14 protein-coding genes and 2 pseudogenes are annotated in these 17,384 nt (G+C 62.0%); 6 read left to right on the top strand and 10 right to left on the bottom strand.

The window, feature by feature from the left end; genetic code table 11:
* Positions 1-481: 481 nt before the first annotated feature.
* Positions 482-727, bottom strand: a complete 246-nt coding sequence (locus tag HDG39_RS27860) for an NnrS family protein (protein WP_260328301.1) — start codon at positions 725-727, stop codon at positions 482-484.
* A gap of 204 nt (positions 728-931) precedes the next feature.
* Between HDG39_RS27860 and HDG39_RS27855 the strand changes: the two genes are divergently transcribed.
* Positions 932-1,402, top strand: a complete 471-nt coding sequence (locus HDG39_RS27855) for a ribonuclease (RefSeq protein WP_184010492.1) — start codon at positions 932-934, stop codon at positions 1,400-1,402.
* Positions 1,403-1,981: 579 nt separating this feature from the next.
* Positions 1,982-3,331: an NAD(P)/FAD-dependent oxidoreductase gene (locus HDG39_RS27850; protein WP_184010491.1), complete on the top strand. Its 1,350-nt coding sequence runs from the start codon at positions 1,982-1,984 to the stop codon at positions 3,329-3,331.
* Between the two features lie 250 nt (positions 3,332-3,581).
* Here HDG39_RS27850 and HDG39_RS27845 read toward each other — a convergent pair.
* Both HDG39_RS27845 and HDG39_RS27840 read right to left on the bottom strand, forming a co-directional pair.
* Positions 3,582-3,710, bottom strand: a pseudogene (locus HDG39_RS27845) (cupin domain-containing protein); the annotation flags it as partial.
* A gap of 2 nt (positions 3,711-3,712) precedes the next feature.
* On the bottom strand, positions 3,713-4,303 hold the full coding sequence (locus HDG39_RS27840) for a LysE family translocator (RefSeq protein ID WP_184010489.1): 591 nt from the start codon (positions 4,301-4,303) through the stop codon (positions 3,713-3,715).
* Positions 4,304-4,403: 100 nt separating this feature from the next.
* Here HDG39_RS27840 and HDG39_RS27835 point away from each other — a divergent pair, with 100 nt between their 5' ends.
* Positions 4,404-5,294 carry a LysR substrate-binding domain-containing protein gene (locus tag HDG39_RS27835; protein WP_184010487.1) on the top strand — a complete coding sequence of 297 codons (891 nt, stop codon included), beginning with the start codon at positions 4,404-4,406 and terminating at the stop codon, positions 5,292-5,294.
* Positions 5,295-5,383: 89 nt separating this feature from the next.
* Here HDG39_RS27835 and HDG39_RS27830 read toward each other — a convergent pair whose 3' ends face one another.
* A complete protein-coding gene (locus tag HDG39_RS27830; RefSeq protein ID WP_184010485.1) occupies positions 5,384-6,274 on the bottom strand; it encodes a LysR family transcriptional regulator in 891 nt (296 codons plus the stop codon).
* Positions 6,275-6,395: 121 nt separating this feature from the next.
* Here HDG39_RS27830 and HDG39_RS27825 point away from each other — a divergent pair, with 121 nt between their 5' ends.
* Complete coding sequence (locus tag HDG39_RS27825) at positions 6,396-7,136, top strand: SDR family NAD(P)-dependent oxidoreductase (RefSeq protein WP_184010516.1); 741 nt, start codon at positions 6,396-6,398, stop codon at positions 7,134-7,136.
* A 36-nt stretch (positions 7,137-7,172) separates the two neighbouring features.
* Here HDG39_RS27825 and HDG39_RS27820 read toward each other — a convergent pair whose 3' ends face one another.
* Entirely contained in the window at positions 7,173-7,922 is a 750-nt protein-coding gene (locus HDG39_RS27820; RefSeq protein WP_184010482.1) for an SDR family oxidoreductase, read from the bottom strand.
* A 99-nt stretch (positions 7,923-8,021) separates the two neighbouring features.
* Here HDG39_RS27820 and HDG39_RS27815 point away from each other — a divergent pair, with 99 nt between their 5' ends.
* Positions 8,022-8,936 carry an AraC family transcriptional regulator gene (locus HDG39_RS27815; RefSeq protein WP_184010480.1) on the top strand — a complete coding sequence of 305 codons (915 nt, stop codon included), beginning with the start codon at positions 8,022-8,024 and terminating at the stop codon, positions 8,934-8,936.
* An 8-nt stretch (positions 8,937-8,944) separates the two neighbouring features.
* Positions 8,945-9,202, top strand: a pseudogene (locus HDG39_RS27810) (glycine cleavage T C-terminal barrel domain-containing protein); the annotation flags it as partial.
* Between the two features lie 38 nt (positions 9,203-9,240).
* Here the strand turns inward: HDG39_RS27810 and HDG39_RS35295 are convergent.
* The 5 genes from HDG39_RS35295 to HDG39_RS27785 all read right to left on the bottom strand — a co-directional run bounded on the left by HDG39_RS35295 (position 9,241) and on the right by HDG39_RS27785 (position 17,366).
* Positions 9,241-9,441, bottom strand: coding sequence for a BON domain-containing protein (locus HDG39_RS35295; RefSeq protein WP_260328299.1), 201 nt, complete (start codon positions 9,439-9,441; stop codon positions 9,241-9,243).
* A gap of 206 nt (positions 9,442-9,647) precedes the next feature.
* The gene (locus HDG39_RS27800; protein ID WP_184010476.1) at positions 9,648-11,168 is read right to left on the bottom strand and encodes a pyridoxal phosphate-dependent decarboxylase family protein; all 1,521 of its coding nucleotides are present in this window, start codon (positions 11,166-11,168) and stop codon (positions 9,648-9,650) included.
* A gap of 75 nt (positions 11,169-11,243) precedes the next feature.
* A complete protein-coding gene (locus tag HDG39_RS27795; RefSeq protein WP_184010474.1) occupies positions 11,244-12,689 on the bottom strand; it encodes an adenylate/guanylate cyclase domain-containing protein in 1,446 nt (481 codons plus the stop codon).
* Between the two features lie 128 nt (positions 12,690-12,817).
* Entirely contained in the window at positions 12,818-16,114 is a 3,297-nt protein-coding gene (locus HDG39_RS27790; protein ID WP_184010472.1) for an adenylate/guanylate cyclase domain-containing protein, read from the bottom strand.
* Between the two features lie 304 nt (positions 16,115-16,418).
* Positions 16,419-17,366 carry a pseudouridine-5'-phosphate glycosidase gene (locus HDG39_RS27785; RefSeq protein ID WP_184010514.1) on the bottom strand — a complete coding sequence of 316 codons (948 nt, stop codon included), beginning with the start codon at positions 17,364-17,366 and terminating at the stop codon, positions 16,419-16,421.
* Positions 17,367-17,384 lie beyond the last annotated feature (18 nt).

The following is a 17,384-nucleotide window of genomic DNA, read 5'->3' as shown; positions in this document are numbered from 1 at the left end:
CCGAACGTGACTCAGTCGTTGAGATGGCGTCGATCGGCGCAAATAAACAGCCTCTGGCTGCATGAGTGAGGCGACAACCTGCTTGACGCGCGCCGTTTCGTACTCCGTTGCAGGCGTGGAAACCCATCGTTAAACCACGATTCTCGCGCGCGTGCAGGCGCGGGTCTACGATGGATTCGAACCGCCGTATCTTGCAAGCACGCGGTCGCCAATTCAGGTATTGGGCAGGACTCGCCCTCGGTTATCGATTGGAGTTCAACCATGTTGCCACTTCTCTCGCCTCACGCGCTCGCGGCCCAACGCGGCGACGGACTACGCCATGAACAATAACGCCTGGTGCAATCGGCTATGTCGGATGCATCGCGGCCATGCTTCATGGACATGCCACAATCGTGAAGGTCGGTCGTGGGGGCGAAGTGGAAGCGTTCGAAGCGGCTAAGACGGATGTCGTTTGCCGCCCGCTTCAAGGAAGATGAGGACTTCAATCCGGCTTGCCATCGGCTCGGGCGAGGAAAAGCCACGCGGCGTATCGGACGTAGTAGAGACCCAGCGCGGCCGCCCAGCATAGACCGGACGCGTATCTCCAGGCCATCGTGAACTGTGGCGCGAGCCACGGGCCGAGTACCCGGATCAAGGTCGCCAGAATGAAGAGGCCGTAGCAAGCGATCTCGACCCTACCGGCCACGAGTTCGCGTCCGGTATATTCGATCCTGATGGTCCGCTTCATGACTGCTCCAAACGGCAACCGACTGTTGATTCATCGTATACGCAGGCCTTTTCGCCGCATGCGACGAATGTTCGCGATAGGGGAAACGACTGGATTCCGATAAAGTGCCTATTTCCGATCGAACGTTGATTCGCTCCGTCATTAGCGATACCTTTACGTCTATCCAGGTCGTCTGGTGCTGGTCAACGAAGGGAGAACCGTTTCGTGAAGAGAGCGTGGGCTGTCTCCTGCATCGTCGCATTGAGCGCGATCTTCGGCGGATGCGGCAAGCAGGGACCGCAAAACGCCACTGAGGCATCGGGCGCATCCGCGAGCTCGGCGCCGGTTCAGCCGGTACAGGGTGCGAGCGATGCAACCGCTGCATCAGGTGCCCATGGAACGGGCGCGCTGGTCACGGTCACCAAGGCGCAGTTGCCGGCGGAGGCGGCCGAAACTCTGCGACTGATCAAAGCGGGCGGCCCCTTCCCGTTTAGCGATGACGGCGTCTTGTTTCGTAACAGTGCGGCTTTGCTGCCGAAGCATCCGCGCGGTTACTACCACACCTATACGGTTCGCACACCAGGCGCGACGGATCGCGGGCAGCGTCGGATCGTATGTGGTGGGCCGCGCAAGCAAACCGGCGAGTGCTATTACACCGACGATTACTACGCCAGCTTCAAGCGCATTGGAGAATAAGGACGGAATGAACCGCATCAGCGATGCTATCTGCGAACAGGCGGCGGCGTCGCAAGGCATCTTTTCGCTAGCTGCGATGCCGCCTGTTTCAGCGAGTTCGGCGACGCAGTCATCGTGCCATTGAGGCCCACAACGATGAGATACCTGCCGACAGCATCAATCCATCGACCAAAAGTCTGAACGTTGATGGCTTCATCCTGATCACCACAGATCTGGCGAAGAACGACCCCCAGCCATCAGCGCGGCACCTACGATCACCCCTTTGACGACCACGCCGAGCGGAAAGGCGCCGAACTGCGTTCAGCAGTACGTTCGAGCGCCTGGCCATCGCGGCGAGCCGACTGCGCCGAAGTGAAGTCGCGCCTCGGGTCTCGGGGATCGTGCGTGTGAACCCGGAGGGGTTTCCAGACAGTGCGAGTACACCGTTGAGGGCGGGTCAGTAGGAGATCTCTCAATCAGAAAACCTGAGGGCAGCCATCAGAACTATGAGATTTTCCTGGCATCAGGCTTCTGCGATAGTTGTTCTCAACCGTTGTGTTGGATTTCCGTACCGCGCGTCGTCGTCCAGGGAGAATCTGCATGCATCGTTTTGTGATCGTGGGAGGAGGGGCGGGTGGCATCGAACTCGCAACGAGGCTAGGCGATCGTTATGGTGGTCGGCGAAGAAGCGGGGCGCAACGTGCCTCCATTACGTTGATCGACCGCAACCCGACGCATATCTGGAAGCCCCTGTTGCACGAGGTCGCAGCGGGAAGTCTGGACCCATTCGCACAGGAACTGGCGTACGCCGCGCAAGCCCAGTGGCACGGCTTCCAGTTCATCCAGGGCGAACTTGTCGGACTCGATCGTGGCTCGAGGCAGGTCCTGCTTTCGCCACTGCTCGATGACGACGGAGCCGAACTGGTACCGCCGCGCCGAATCGGGTACGACTCGTTGATTCTTGCCATCGGTAGTACAACGCACTACTTCGGCGTGCCGGGCGCGGCGGAAAATTCGCTCGCGCTTGACAACGTCGCTCAAGCGGAACGCTTCAGAAAGCGCCTGATTTCAGCTTGCATTCGCGCCGAACAACAACGAAACGCCGGTGAGCGGAGTGCATGTGGAATGCCCGTCGATCACGCGCCTCGTGTCCAGGTCGCGATCGTTGGCGGGGGCGCTACGGGCGTGGAATTGTCCGCCGAATTGCGCAATACGGCGAAGGTACTTTCAGCATACGGCTTGCATAGGCTCGACCCCACACACGACGTCGGGATCGTGCTCATTGAAGCTGGGCCGCGGATTCTGCCAGCGTTGAAAGAACGCGTGTCCACCGCAGCTACGGGACTGCTGGGCAAACTCAATGTCAAGTTGATGGTCGGCGAGCGGGTCGCGGAGGTCGCGCCCGGACTCATCCGCACGAAAAACGGCAAGACGATACGTGCGGATCTCACGGTGTGGGCCGCGGGCATCAAGGCACCCGCGGTGCTTTCAACGCTCGATGGGCTGACAGTCAATCATCTGGGGCAACTCAGTGTGCGTCGCACGCTTCAAACGGATCTTGACGACCATATATTCGCATTCGGCGATTGCGCGGCCTGTCCATGGTTGGGTTTCGAGCGCAATGTTCCACCGCGCGCCCAGGCGGCTCATCAGCAGGCATCGTTTTTAGTCAAGGCACTTGCGCGACGCATCGAGGGGCAAAAGCTTCCGGAGTTTGCCTATCGCGATCTCGGCTCGCTAGTGTCGCTCGGGCACGCGAATGCGGTAGGGAGTCTGATGGGAGGTCTTATCGGCGGCAGCATGCTCGTGGACGGACTGCTTGCTCGCTTCATGTATTTGTCGCTGTATCGGATGCACGTTGCAGCGCTGCATGGATATGCACGCATGATCGTCAATACCCTCGCGCATCGGCTCCGTCGAAGCACCGCGCCGCACGTCAAACTGCACTGAGCACCATTTTGCTTTGGATGGCAAAAGGGTCTGGCTGCCACAAGTCAATCAACCGGTTCTAAACCCAGGAAGACGGAGGGAACACTATGAACAGCTCCGATCTATCGCCTTTCAGCGTCGACTCGAGCAGATGTGCCACGCGCGCTCGAAACGGCAAGAATGGCTCTGAAAATCGATCGCGCTCGGTGGCTACAACTGACACGCGTCGTCTGGACACGGAAGCGGAGCAGACATCCCTTCCCGCTTCAGACCCACGCACTTTCGCGACCTTCACGTACTGATCGTTGACCTGTGCGACAACTTTCGGCGACCAATGATCCGACACATCGGCGAACGCGGCTTCAAGGTCGAACGATTCGGCGAACGGATGGGAAGACATGCTTATCTCCAGGTCGGGATGAGGGATGCGGCGAGCAGCACACCCATCGCGAGATTGAGAATGCGCCAGTGGCGCGGCGTCCGAAACAGCCGCGCGAGTAGCACGCCGAGCGCACACCACAGCGCGAGCGATGCGCACGCAGCCACCCCGAACGCTGCACCGAGCAGCATCGCGAGGTGGTTCGGATTGTTTGCGAGCAGCGCGAAAGACGCCGCCGCGCCAACTGTCATCGCCCAGCCTTTCGGGTTGAGCCAGAGCAGCAGGAAACCGTTGACGAGCGAAACCGGGCGCACGGGGCCATTGCTCGCGTTTGGCGGCCCGCTGCGCGCGATGCGCCACGCGAGCCACAGCAGATACGCGGAGCCGAGCGTCCTCACCGCCGTTTGCAGCGACGGCAGCGTGAGAAGCAGACCGCCAAGCCCGAGTGCGGCGACCGCAGCGAGCAAGGCGAGGCCCATAGCGATGCCGAGCATCAGCGGTATCGAGCGTACGAAGCCGAAGCGTGCGCCTGAGGCGGTGGCGAGCGTGGTCGCGCCGCCGGGCGTCACGGTTGCGACGGCGACGAAGAGCAGAAGCGGCAGAATCGAGGTCATCGGTGCACATTCGGATCAGTGAATTTGCACTGTACGGATCGTCAAAGCATCGTGAAAGCTAATAATATTGATGCGGTACATTACGCCGCATAATGCATAGATGAGCCGAAACCTCGACCTCGATCTGGTCCGCACCTTCGTTGCCGTCGCCGATAGCGGCAGCATGACGGTCGCCGCGAATCTGCTGCACATGACGCAAGGCGCCGTGAGCCAACAGGTGAAGCGCCTCGAAGATGTGCTGGATTGCCTTCTATTCGTTCGCAAGACGCGCCGGCTGGAACTGTCGCACCAGGGCGAGCAGTTTCTCGTGAAGGCGCGCAAGCTGCTGCGGCTGAACGATGAAATCTGGGCCGACATGACCGGCCAGCCGTTGCGCGGCGCCTTGCGTGTGGGCGTGCCTTACGATCTCGTGACGCGGCTCGCGCCCGCGATGAAGGCATTCGCCGAGGCGCATCCGCACGTCGAAATTTCGTTGGTGTGCGCGGCGTCCCCAGAGCTGAGCGAAGCGGTGAATAGCGGTCGCGTTGACGTGTCGTTGGTCGAATATGTCGCAAGCGAAGCCGAAGGTGAAGTGGTCTGCATCGAGCCGTTGGTGTGGGTCAAGGGGCGCGGCAGTGATGCATGGCAGAAGCGGCCGTTGCCGCTGTCGATGGTAGACGAGCGTTGTGCTTTCCGTCCGGTGGTGCTCGGCGCGCTCGCGGACGAGGGCATTGCGTGGCGCACGGTGTTCGAGAGCGGAAACATCGAGGCGACCGCCGCAACGGTGCGCGCGGGCCTCGCGATCACGGCCTGGCTCGCCTCCACGGTGCCGGCCGATCTGGAGACGCTCACGTTTCGAGTCAGCGGCTTGCCTGCACTGCCTCCGTTCGCGATCTGTCTGCGATTGCCCGCGACGGTTCAGCCCGCGGCACTGGAATTCGCGCGTCATGTGCGGGATTCGATGTCGAGCGACGCAGGCACTCGACGCGCGCCGCTCGCGAACATTGCGTGACGTACGGCGTTTGAAGTGCGCGCCGGAATCGACTGATTCAGATGCACGCAGTGCCGCCGGCCATCTTTTAGTTCACGGACGTCGCGATCCTACAAGCGCTGCGGAAGCGCAGCCGCAAAAAAGTCAGTCACCCTGCGCACGCGCGCAGGCACGAAACGACGCCTCGGCCAGATGATGCTGACATCACGGGCGTCGCGAATGAAGTCGTCCAGCACGGTCACAATGTCGGGGTGCTTGAGTTCGTCGGCGAGCGAGAGCTTCGCGAAGAGGCCGATTCCCACGCCTGCGAGCACGGCCGATCGTATTGTCTCGACGCTATTCGACGACAGGTTGCCTCGCACCGGTACGCTGAATCGGCCTCGTGGCCCATGAAACGGCCAGTTTGCCGACTCCATCAGACCGCCGTAGAGCAGGCAATTGTGATTGGCGAGTTCGGTAGGATCCTTCGGAACACCGTATTGCTCGAAATAGCGACGCGATCCGACGCAGACCAGCGGGGTGCTGGCAATCCGCTTCACGACCGAATCCGGGTCGTTGACGGAGCCCACTCGAATCGCGAGATCGATTCGATCCTCTACCATATCGCGTACGAAATCCGACAACACGAGATCGACCCGAAGACCAGGATAGCGCGACAGCAGCTCGGGAATGAGCGGAACGACGTGCAGGCGACCGAACGTAGAGGCAGAGGCGATCCGGACAAGCCCCGAGACATCCAGCGTGCTGCTGGTCAGTTCGCTGTCGGCCACCTCAATCTCGTCCAGCAACGGCTTGGTGCGTTCGTAGTATTTCTGCCCCTGATCCGTCAGGGTCACGCTGCGTGTGCTTCGATTGAATAGCAGCACGCCAAGGCGCTTTTCCAGCGCGCCGATCGACTTACTGATCGCGGACTGTGACTCGCCGGTTCTGCGCGCCGCGGCGGAAAAGCCACCCGCTTCAACCACGGCGAAGAAGGCGTTCAATTCGTGAAACCGATCCATTGTATTTCTCTCGTGCGATCTATTCTCTCGGTGAATGGATCTTATGATAAATCCGCCGATTATCATTCGCAGGGGCCGCAATTACGATGTCACTTCCATTCACCAACAGGCAGAAGCTTCAATGTCTACTCTCACAGGGAAGATCGCGGTTATTAGCGGCGGAACGACCGGTATCGGCCTGGCGATCGCCAGGCGATTCGTCACCGAAGGTGCTCACGTCTTTATCTTCGGTCGGCGCCAAGGCCAGCTCGACGAGGCCGTCAAACTGCTCGGACGCAACGTTACCGCGCTTCAGGCCGACGCCGCGAATCTCGATGACCTCGACCGTGTCGCTGCGGCAGTCAGGGACGAAAAAGGCGTCGTCGACATCATCGTGTCGAACGCGGGCTTTACCGAGCAGGCTTCGATCGACACCATCACGCCTGAGCATTTCGACAAGGCATTCAACCTCATGGCGCGCGGCCCGGTATTTCTGGTGCAGAAGCTGCTGCCGATGATGACAGGTGGCGGGTCGATCATCCTGGTTTCGTCGGCCATGCACGTCATGGGCATCCCTGGTCATACCGCCTACGCGGCGACCAAGGCCGCGTTGCGTTCTTATGCTCGCACGTGGGCCGCCGAATTCAAGGATCGCGGCATTCGCGTCAACATGCTTAGCCCTGGTGTGACCGACACCCCGATTCTCGACTCCCAGTCGGCGACACGCGAGGATCTGGTGAGCATGTACAAGAGCATGGTCCCGATCGGTCGACTCGCCCGCGCCGACGAGATGGCCAGCGCGGCACTCTTTCTCGCCTCCGAACAGAGTTCCTATATGACGGGCGCGGATTTGATGAATGACGGCGGCATCGGCCAGGTCTGAGGCCCGAGGCTTTCACCTCCGCGATTTTTACTCGTGCTATTTAGCGCCCGCGTTGTACCACTCGACAGCGTCCTCGCCGGCGGGGATGTTGAACGGGCTCGATGAATCGGTCGCTGCGAGCCAAACCGCTTCGGCGACATCCGATGCGTGCGTGACGGCCGTTTCTTTCTGCCAGTTTGCGAAAATCTGCTCCACGAGCGCGCCGTACGGCTCGGCGAATCCGTCTTTCATACGTGCCTGCGCGTTCTCGCCGAAGCGGGTGGAAGGCGCGCGTCCCGGCAGCACGACACGCACGCGCACATTGAACTGCTCCAGTTCGAGCGCGAGCGATTCGCTGAACGCGTTGACCGCGGACTTGCTCGCGGTGTAGACCGACAGCAAATGCAGCGGTCTGCAGGTGACGGTCGACGTCACATTGATGACCACACCTTCGCGGCGCTCGCGGAACTGCGGCAACACGGCCTGCGCCATCGCAATGGTACCGAGCGTATTGGTCTCGAAGATATCGCGCACGGTGTCCATCGGCGTTCCTTCGAGCGCGTTCAGAAAACCGATACCCGCATTGTTGACGAGCACGTCGATCCGACCGGCGGCATCGATGACGGCGCGAATGCTTTGCGGGTCCTTCACGTCGAGGGCGAGAATCGAAAGACGATCGGAGCGCGGCAAGAGGTCTTCGCGTGGCGCGCGCATCGTGGCGATAACGCGCCAGTCGCGATCCAGAAAATAACGCGTGATTTCGAGGCCAAAGCCGGACGAGCAACCGGTAATCAAGACGGTCTTCATATCGAATCCTGTGGTTGGTGACAGTCCCAACACAATAAGTCCTGACCACCCGGACTCGCTACAATTGAGCGTCCAGGTTTCATTCGAAATCGTCCGATCATGATCGACCCGCTCGCCGAAATCGTCACATTGCTGAAGCCGACGCCCACGTTCTCGAAAGTGCTGAGCGGCGCCGGGCGCTGGCGCGCGAGCCGCACGGAAGTCGGCCAGCCGTTCTATTGCGTGGTGCTCGAAGGTTCCTTCCGTCTATCCGTCAATGGTTGCGAGCCGCTCATTCTTCAGGCCGATGACTTCGTGCTCGTGCCCGAAGTTTTTAGCTTCACGATGACGAGCATCAACCCGCCCGACGATGACGACGTCTCCGATATCGCGCCCGCGGCACTGCCCGACGGCAGCTTTCGTTTCGGCGATGCATCGGTCGCGCCAGAAGCCCAATGGCTTGCGGGCCTCTGCGCGTTCGGTTCGCCGGATGCGGCCTTGCTTGTCTCGCTCTTGCCCAAGCTCGCGCACGTGCGCGGTGAACCCAGGCTGGCGACGCTCGTCAAGCTCGTGAGGGAAGAATCGCGCGCGCAGCGGCCCGCGCGCGAGGTCGTGCTGGCGCGACTGCTCGAGGTGCTCTTCATTGAAGCGTTGCGAGCCACGGGGACGGGGGCATCGCCCGGACTCGTCCGCGGCCTCGCCGACGCCCGTCTCGCGCTTGCCATCCGTCATATGCACGAGAGTCCGCACAAGCCCTGGACGATCGCACAACTCGCAAAAACCGCCGCGCTTTCACGGTCCTCTTTCTTCGATCGATTCAGCCGCGCAGTCGGCGTGGCACCGATGGAGTATCTGTTGTCGTGGCGCATGGCCGTCGCGAGGAGCCTGCTGCGCCGGAACGAAGTCAGCATCGCAGTGATCGCGGAACGTGTCGGTTACGGCTCGGCGAGCGCATTCAGCGTCGCGTTCACGCGTCATGTCGGTCTGCCGCCCACGCAGTATGCTCGAGACGCAGCGAATGTCGTCGCTCGATAGCGTCATGAAAAGGCTATCGGGCCTGGGGCCGCGAGCTTTCGCCGGATTGCAATCCGTTCGAGGCAGGCCTGGCGTTCGCCCGCAAGCTCGACCAGGACATCGCCTTCCGCGGTCGCGACGCCCTTCTGCGTCTGCGCGAGGCGCCGCTGCGCCGGCGTCTCGCGATCCTGACGGTCGACGGCGCCGAACATCTGATGCTGTGGGGTGGCGAAGCTATCTTGCGCGACGGCAAGCCGGTAGGGGCGGTAACCTCAGCCGCGTTTGGAGCATCGCCTTCGCCGAAGCGATGAAAATAACATCGAGCCTATCCGGCCGATGCCGCGAGACGTTGCCCAATGCTTGCTGCATCGCTCTCTCGCACTGTCAATCTGTTCGTCACCGACTTGACTCCCAGCACTGATCTTGCTGCATTGCCAGCGCGCGAGATCTGCCAGCTTTCCGGCACCGACCCGGTGAGCGTGACGATGCCGTGGCTCACCCTGATGTGAATCTCTGAATCATCCATATCCGGTACACGCCTGAGGGCACGGCGAACGTCGCGAACTATCGAAGTATCCGGCCTGGGTCGAGGCGGTGAGCCCGAGGCCGCCACCCGTTGTGCGACCGCGCCAGCCGTCGCGCTTACACCTGGTTGCGCTTTCGCATAGTCCGCGCCACTCGCGATGGCCGCAATTAACATTGCGCCGATTATTCTGCTCGCATTGCTTATGTTCATGCTGGCTCCTTTGGGCCCTGTGAACCTTGCAAAATCCGCTGTCCGTGTCGAACGATTTCTTTGACCAGCAGATCCAGGTCGTCCTTGCGGGTTCGGTGGTTGCATATCGCGACCCTGAGGCAATGCACGCCGTTCACCGTTGTGTCGGACAACGCCGCGATGCCTGCTTCCTGAAGCTGCAACATGATCTCGATGTTGAGCGCCTTCAATGCCGCCTCTTCCATCTGCTCCGGGCGATATCTGAAGCATACGATGTTGATGCTGGTTGGCACGACTAACTCGAGGTGTCGCGCGGAGTCGATGAGGTCACTGAGGTAGCGAGCCTGCGCGATGTTCTGGTCGATCAGACGGCCGAACTTCTCGACTCCATGCTCTTTTAGAGCCATCCAGACTTTTAGCGCACGGAAACCTCTGGACGTCTGTAATCCATACTCGTATAGCCAGGGGGCCGAAGCAATTCCGCGCGCTGTTGGTTGCAGATATTCCGGTGTCACCGAGAATGCGCCTCGATGCGCGGCAGCGTCGCGAACGAGGGCGCAGCCGACCTCGAACGGAGCGTGCAGCCACTTGTGAGGATCGAGGGCGATCGAATCAGCGCGTGCAATGCCCGCAACGCGATATGAATTGTCGGGTGCGATCGCAATCAGCGCGCCGATGCATCCGTCTACGTGTAACCACACGTCCTCTTCAGCGGCCAGATCCGCCAGCGCCATCAGATCGTCGATCGCACCTGTGTTGACTGTCCCCGCCGTTGCGATCACGCAAGCAGGCTGAAAGCCCGCTGACCGGTCCTCTGCGACCGCAATCCGCAGAGCGGCGACGTCGATTCTCAGCGCCGCGTCTGTCGGGATCCGCCGCAACGCCGTGTTTCCCAGCCCTAGCGACTCCATCGCCTTACGATGGCAGCTATGCATCTGATCCGAGCCATAAAATCGCAACGGTCGGTCGATGGCGGCTACACCATGCTCGCGCACGTCGATTCCAGCCTTCGCGTTGCGTGCCACTGTCAAGGCAATGATATTTGCCATTGAGCCGCCGCTGACCAATGTGCCGCTGGCCGAAACGGGAAAGCCAACCATCTCCTTGCACCAGTTGACGACCTGCTGATCCATCAAAGCCGCCGCGTGATTGCCGCCACCCAGATTAGAACCCTGAATTGCCGCCAGGAAGTCCCCGAGTGCCCCGGTGAAGTTGCTTGCACCCATATACCAGGACCAGAAGCGAGGATGTACGTTGCCCAGTGGATAGGGCATCAAATTCTCGCCAAGCTCGTGATAAATACTTTCCACTGGTGACGCGGAGCGTGGCAGCGCCTGCTCGAACAAGGCCCTGGCCTCCTCGGGCATGCTTCGCCACACTGGCCGGCTGCGCACGTCGCGCAGGTAGTCGACCGCATCGTCGACGATGCGGTGCGAGAGTGTCCGCAGCGCAGTCCAATCGTCCGGATCGAGCGTTTCCTCGGAACGCGGCTGAACGCCGTGCATAGGGAGCAAACCGGCTGCGTTGTTCTTCTCCATCACGGCACCTGTCGGGTTCAATGTTGAGCAAACAAGAATAGCCCCAGGAGGAGGCAAGATCGGCGCCGTAAGCCGTCACCACTCGGACACGATGCGATACACGCTTGCCCTGCCGTGGAGGCCGCGAAGCGGAGCCTCAAATTCGACGACCGTGCGGCCATCAAGGAGGTCGCGGACCCCAGGCGCACTATAGAGCGCTTCCGAAATGCAAATCTCCCCGGCGTCAGCGAGAGACTGCACGCGCGCGGCGACGTTGACGGCCTGACCGAAATAATCGAGATTGTCGTTCAGTGTCACCGCAATCGACGGCCCGCAATGTGCCCCGATCTTCAGGATGATCGCCGGTTCTCCACGTTCGCGATTGAAGCGCCCGATTTCCTCCACGATACTCAACGACGCGGAAACTGCGTCCGTTGGTCGACAAAAGACGGCCATCACAGCGTCGCCAATCGTCTTTACGATAGCGCCGGAGTACCGTTGCGCGATCATCTCAAGCAAGGCGAAATGCTGTCTGACGAGGCCGTACGCATTCAGATCACCGATGCGTTCATACATGGCCGTCGAACCCTTGAGATCCGTGAAAACGAATGTCACTTGCCGAATCCCAAGGCCTTCCTTCTCGTCAACGTTCTCCGAGCGGAACAGGCGCCGGAAGGTTTGTCGCGCCACCAGCGCCCCTCCGGAGAGATACGGTTCGAATTCGAGCGGTGGCTTGATGGCCTGAGCGACGACCTCTGGAGGCCAATTGATCAAGAGCAGCGACCCACGCGTGCTCCCGGTATTCCTTACTTGAATGACGACAGGACCAGGCGGCACAACGGAGAGCGCCGGGGCAAACCGGTGACCGTCATAACCGACCTGCAACAGTGTCGGCGAGGTGGCGGGCTCACCAGCGATCGGAACAATGAGAGCGGCTTGCGTCTCGACATTCACACCCGTCAAGGCACCGGGGCCAAGAACAGCCTGCAGGGTCGTCGTCGAACCTGGCGGCAGGAACGTGAGGCCGCGCACGAGCCCTCGCAAGAAGTCGAGAAACCGGACTTGCTGGCCGGCGAACCGACCGTCACCGTTAAATCGCAGTTTCCAGTGGAAATCTTCAACGGAAAGCGACTCGGGATCGTGGAACGTCAGCCTCCGAAGTTCGGGCGATATCGAAAACGTGACCTGGATGAAATCGTCGAGGTCGGTTTCGCCCGTAACGTCGCATAGCCCACAGACGTAATGGGTCTTGAGAGTGCGCAATGATCCGAAGCTGTGGAGGACCATTCCCGACTGCGGACAAAGAACGTCCCAGTTCATCTCGAACAATCCGTATCGCGCCGCATGAAGAAAGAGGTCAATGCATTCAGCCTCGCTTATGCCGCGATCTCGCGCAAACGCCAGCGGATTGACCCGGTAGACGGAAAGCTCGTCGTCGCTCCTGATCAGAGTCTCGAGCTTGGAAATGACGCGTGGACTCCATGATCTCGCCTGTTCGATCGCGATCATTTTGCTCTCGAGAAGCCGATCGTCAATGTTCATCGTCGTGGCCAGGTCAACGGAAAACAGTCAGACACAACCGCCGTGTCATGTCGCTTTACCTTGGATTGCAAGATACGGTGACGGTTGGACGGTGTCAACAGGAGTGAGCGCGGCGACCTGATCCTCCTCTATCGGGCTTCGCCCGAAAGCGCGGCCTCGATCGCCTGGAGCGCATAAATGAAACCCAGGCTGCTGCCCTCCTGCCGTAGCCGCTGGAGTTCCTTCAGCGATGCCGGATCGCGATTGCCGGTTCCATACGAGACAAGCGCCCGTGCGCGCGCCACGAAAAATCCGGAAAAGGGCGATGGCTCGCGGCGTGCATAGTCTTCAAGGGCCGCAGCATGATGCGCGGCCGCATCCCAGCGTTTGCGGTCGATGCATGCATCTATCGCATCACGTCGAAACAGAAAGTGGTTGTGGCTCACCGCTCCGGCCGCGAGCAAAGCTTCGCCTTCCGCGAGCGCCTGTGCGAAGACAACGGGATCGTCCGTCGTGCGCGCGAGCACGCCGAGATAAGCGGGGCCCAGGTAGTTCATGCCGGTTTCCCGGCTGATCGACAGCGCCGCTTCGATATCGGCGCGCGCTTCGCGCGAACGGCCGGCGACCCGATGCAATTCCGCGCGAAACGCGAGCGCTTCACCTTCGAAGCGCCTTGATTTCAGCTCGCGCGCGCACTGCAGCGCAGGAGCGACGTGCTCCCACGCACGATCCCACTCCGCGCGATCGTGCAGGCAGTGCCAGGCAGCGTGATGGGCGACGGCGAGTGCGCGGGGGTGCCCCACCTTCTGCGCTGCGGCGACGCTGGCAAGCGCGGCGTCGAGTGCGCTCGCGGCTTCGCCGGTAAACCACGTCGTGATCGCCCGCATCGGAAGGTTGGCCACCTCGATCCGTCCGAAGCCATGGCATTGACAGAGTTCGATGCAGCGGCTGAAGGCCGCGTGGGCGCTGATCATCCGGCCGCGCATGTACTCGCCGTCGCCCAGGCCGCCGAGTGCGGCCGCCTCCTGTTCGGGATCACACGCGTCGCGCGCGAGGGCAAGGCTGCGTCCGTGCTCACGCACGCAGCCGTCGATATCGCCGCGGGGAAAACACAGATTGCCGCGCAGGAAGTGAATGCGCGCCTCTTCGCGCAACAGGCCTTGGGAGGCTGCAGCGGCGTAGTCGAGGTCGGCCCATGCACCGTCGAGATCGTCGATGATCCGCTTCACAGTGGCCCGCCCGATCCATGCGCGGCAACGCTCCGCGTCCGTCGTCGCATATTCGAGGGCGCTTTCGAATGCATGAAGTGCCGACTTCATGTCGCCGAGGTCATGCAGGACGCTGCCCCGTAGACACTCGAGTGCGGCGCGGTCGCTACGTTGATCCGCGAGATCGAGCCCTCGTTCGACAAGCCGGAGCGCGGCTTCATGGCGGTGCCCCGACGCCTGCGAGCGCGCTGCTTCGCAATAGGCGAGCGCTGCCCCGGGTTCTCCCGCGCGATCGAGATGTTCGGCTCGCAGGACGAGGTCGCGCTCGCCGTACCACTGTGCAGCGCGACGATGCAAATCGCGGCGCCGGCTTTTCAGCAGCCCGTCATAAATGGCGTCGCGAATCAGTGCGTGATGGAAGATGAATCCGGTGCCCTGACGTCGTAACAGCAGACCGATCACAAGCGGTTCCAGCGCAACGCCGGCATCAGCATCGGCGCCACCGCCATCGACGAGAAAATCGACCGCCTCCTTCTCGAACAACTGGCCGAGCACCGAGGCAGCCTGCAGCACTGTCTTATCGGCGGGATCAAGCCGATCCAGCCGCGCCTGTACGAGGCTTCGCACCGACCCCGGCACACCGGTCCCTTCACCGTCCTGCGCATCGTTCAGCAACTGCTCGAGAAACAGCGGATTGCCCGCCGCCCGTTCGATGCAGCGTCCCGCCAGACCTGCCTGCGCCCCGGGAAACGATCTGGCCATCGCATGCGCGTCGCCGGCGCTCAGCGGACCCAGATCGATCAGCGAATACGGTTCGCCGGTCGCCACGCGCCACGGCTCCTCACTCGAATCGCCGTGCGTCCGCACTGTCAGCACGAGTACGGCCGGACATCCCGCCGTGGTTTCCGATAGTCCGGCGAGGTCGCGAAGCGTCGATTCGTCCGACCAGTGAATATCCTCGACGACCAGTACCCGAGGTTGCTGGCGGCTCGCGCGTTGGACTAGCCGGGTCAGGGCGTTGCGTCGGCCGCGAACGCGCATTTCATTGTCCATGGCCTCGTAGACTGCCCGGTCCTCGAACCCCATCGGCAAATCGACCAGATCTTCGAGAAAGAGTGTGTCGCCAGCGTCGATCAAACCGCTGGCGAGCGCGTGCTCGACGTCAGTGGCACTCGCGGCTTCGTCGGTTGAGCCGTCGGCTGCCAACAGGCCGCGCACGAGAGACTGGATTGCGCCACGTCCGGTTGACGCACCGAAGTCGAGCACGAGGCCAGTATGAGAAAGGAATCCTGACTCCCGTGCCTCGCGTACGAATTCCTCGACCAGGCGTGTTTTGCCGATTCCGGCCTCACCGCGCAGCAGAACGGTGCGTCCGCCTCCGGTGTCGCGGCACGACTGGAGCACGGATCGAAACTGCCGCATCTCATGATGCCGGCCGACGAACGGCCGGCCCGGGCGTGAGCGCCGAAGGCCGGCAACACACCACGCCGTCACCGCTTCCGCGAAGCCTTTGACCGACAGCGCGCCGCCTTCGACACAGTCCAGGCGGTCAGCCAGCGGGCGTCGCACGCTTTCCGAGATCAGGATCTTCCCCGGCTCAGCCGCATCGGTGAGACGCGAGGCGAGGTTGACCGTGTCGCCGGTGACGGTGTATTCCCTGTGAGTCGCGCCACCGGTGCCGCTTGCGACGACTTCGCCGCCGGCTATGCCGATATGCACGCAGACCGGGCGGCCGAGCGCACGCGACAGGTCGGGCATCCCGTCCCTGATGGCGAGTGCCGACCGCACGGCGCGTTCGACATCATTTCCATGCGAGACCGGCGCGCCGAATACTGCCATGACGCAGTCGCCGACGTGCTTGTCGACGTGCCCGCCATGCTGCTCGACGGTGCGGTCAACCTGCTCGAAGTAGCGATCGAGCACGGCGAGTACTTCCTCCGCGTCGACTTCACGGCTCATCCGCGTGAAGCCACACAGATCGGCGAACAGGACGGCGACTTGCCGTCGTTCCCCTTTCGCCTCGCCAGGGCTCGCGGCGCTATGTCGGGGCCCGGTTTGCGCCCGCAATTCGGTCAAGGCATCGAGCAGTTTGCGGCGATGACCGACCGACGCAATACCCAGTTCTTTCAGATCGTCCGCGGTGAGATCGCGAAGCACGTCGGCGTCGATGGCGTTCTCGCGAAACACCGGTTCATACCGCTCCATTCCGAGGCTGTGCAGCCACACGGCGACGTCCACGAGCCCTCCTGAGAGGAAGGTGTCGAATTCGTCAAAGATAGCACGGGGCTGGTTTCGTGGAGCTCGGCGCCCCGGGCGGCGGCCGACGCATTGCCGCCGCCCATCGGCGCGGTTGTCGACCGGTGGGAAACAGCGGAGAAGGGGGTGTCTCGCGCGTTGCCGATTGGACGCCTGGGACTTCAGCGAGGCAGATATCGACGAGCCAGCGCCTCATATAGCGGCGGGGCGAACAGCTTCGGCACTGGCTCGAAACCAGCGCGGTGGTCGTCAAGGAAATCACCAGCCGCGCGAAACGGCAGTGAGGCTACACCGCGCCTGTCCTGGGCTTTGAGCGTGCCAACGCTAGCGCCAGCCTTGCTCCGACCTCGGCGTTGTGTTTCACGAGCGCGATGTTTGTGGCCAGGCTGCGCCCGCCTGTCAACGCCTTGATGCGCGCCAGCAGGAAGGGGGTGACGGCCTTGCCGGTGATTCCTTGTGCAGCGGCTTCGTCGAGCGCCTGCCCAGTCAGCGCGTCGATCTCTTCGAACGACATCGCTGCCGCTTCCGGCACCGGAGAGCTCAACACCACACCGCCGGCGAGGCCCAGGTCCCACTTGGTGCGAATGAACCGTGCCTGTTCCTCCGCGTCGTCCAGCCTGAAGTCCGCGCGAAAGCCGCTGTCACGCGTGTAGAACGCCGCAAAATTGTCCTGTTCGCAACTGAGCACCGGCACGCCGTGGGTTTCCAGGTATTCCAATGTGAGCCCAATGTCCAGGATCGACTTCGCACCGGCACAGATCACCGCCACCGAGGTCTTCGCCAGTTCCTGCAGGTCGGCCGAGATGTCAAAGGTTTCCTGCGCGCCTCGATGCACGCCGCCAATGCCTCCGGTGACGAAGACCTCGATGCCGGCCAACGCCGCGCATATCATCGTGCCAGCCACGGTCGTGGCGCCCAGCCCGCCGCCGGCCAGCACGGCCGGCAGGTCGCGGCGGCTGACCTTGTGTACGTGGTCGGATCGGCCGATCGTTTCCAGTTCGTCATCCGAAAGGCCGATGTGGATTCGCTTATCGATCAGCGCGATAGTCGCCGGCTCGGCACCCGCGTCACGGATCAAGGCTTCCACTTCGCGCGCAGTGCGAACGTTCTCCGGGTAGGGCATGCCGTGGGCGATGATCGTCGATTCCAGCGCTACGAGCGGGCGACCGGAGGCCTGCGCAGCGGCTGCAGGCGCGCTCCAGGTCAACCAGGAGCGTGCAAGGTCAGCAACCATGTCGATCCTTTCGGTGGT

The sequence above is a fragment of the Paraburkholderia lebeckiae genome, from assembly GCF_014201005.1.
In the GTDB taxonomy this organism is placed as follows: Bacteria; Pseudomonadota; Gammaproteobacteria; order Burkholderiales; family Burkholderiaceae; genus Paraburkholderia; species Paraburkholderia tuberum.
This window is presented reverse-complemented; position numbering and strand designations above follow the sequence as displayed.

Excerpts from the sequence above, each read along its gene's own strand:
- HDG39_RS27825 (WP_184010516.1), top strand. The coding sequence starts at position 6,396 with ATGTCTACTCTCACAGGGAAGATCGCGGTTATTAGCGGCGGAACGACC.
- HDG39_RS27820 (WP_184010482.1), bottom strand. The coding sequence starts at position 7,922 with ATGAAGACCGTCTTGATTACCGGTTGCTCGTCCGGCTTTGGCCTCGAA.
- HDG39_RS27860 (WP_260328301.1), bottom strand. The coding sequence starts at position 727 with ATGAAGCGGACCATCAGGATCGAATATACCGGACGCGAACTCGTGGCC.
- HDG39_RS27800 (WP_184010476.1), bottom strand. The coding sequence starts at position 11,168 with ATGGAGAAGAACAACGCAGCCGGTTTGCTCCCTATGCACGGCGTTCAG.
- HDG39_RS27830 (WP_184010485.1), bottom strand. The coding sequence starts at position 6,274 with ATGGATCGGTTTCACGAATTGAACGCCTTCTTCGCCGTGGTTGAAGCG.
- HDG39_RS27840 (WP_184010489.1), bottom strand. The coding sequence starts at position 4,303 with ATGACCTCGATTCTGCCGCTTCTGCTCTTCGTCGCCGTCGCAACCGTG.
- HDG39_RS27850 (WP_184010491.1), top strand. The coding sequence starts at position 1,982 with ATGCATCGTTTTGTGATCGTGGGAGGAGGGGCGGGTGGCATCGAACTC.
- HDG39_RS27815 (WP_184010480.1), top strand. The coding sequence starts at position 8,022 with ATGATCGACCCGCTCGCCGAAATCGTCACATTGCTGAAGCCGACGCCC.
- HDG39_RS27785 (WP_184010514.1), bottom strand. The coding sequence starts at position 17,366 with ATGGTTGCTGACCTTGCACGCTCCTGGTTGACCTGGAGCGCGCCTGCA.
- HDG39_RS27835 (WP_184010487.1), top strand. The coding sequence starts at position 4,404 with ATGAGCCGAAACCTCGACCTCGATCTGGTCCGCACCTTCGTTGCCGTC.
- HDG39_RS27795 (WP_184010474.1), bottom strand. The coding sequence starts at position 12,689 with ATGAACATTGACGATCGGCTTCTCGAGAGCAAAATGATCGCGATCGAA.
- HDG39_RS35295 (WP_260328299.1), bottom strand. The coding sequence starts at position 9,441 with ATGGATGATTCAGAGATTCACATCAGGGTGAGCCACGGCATCGTCACG.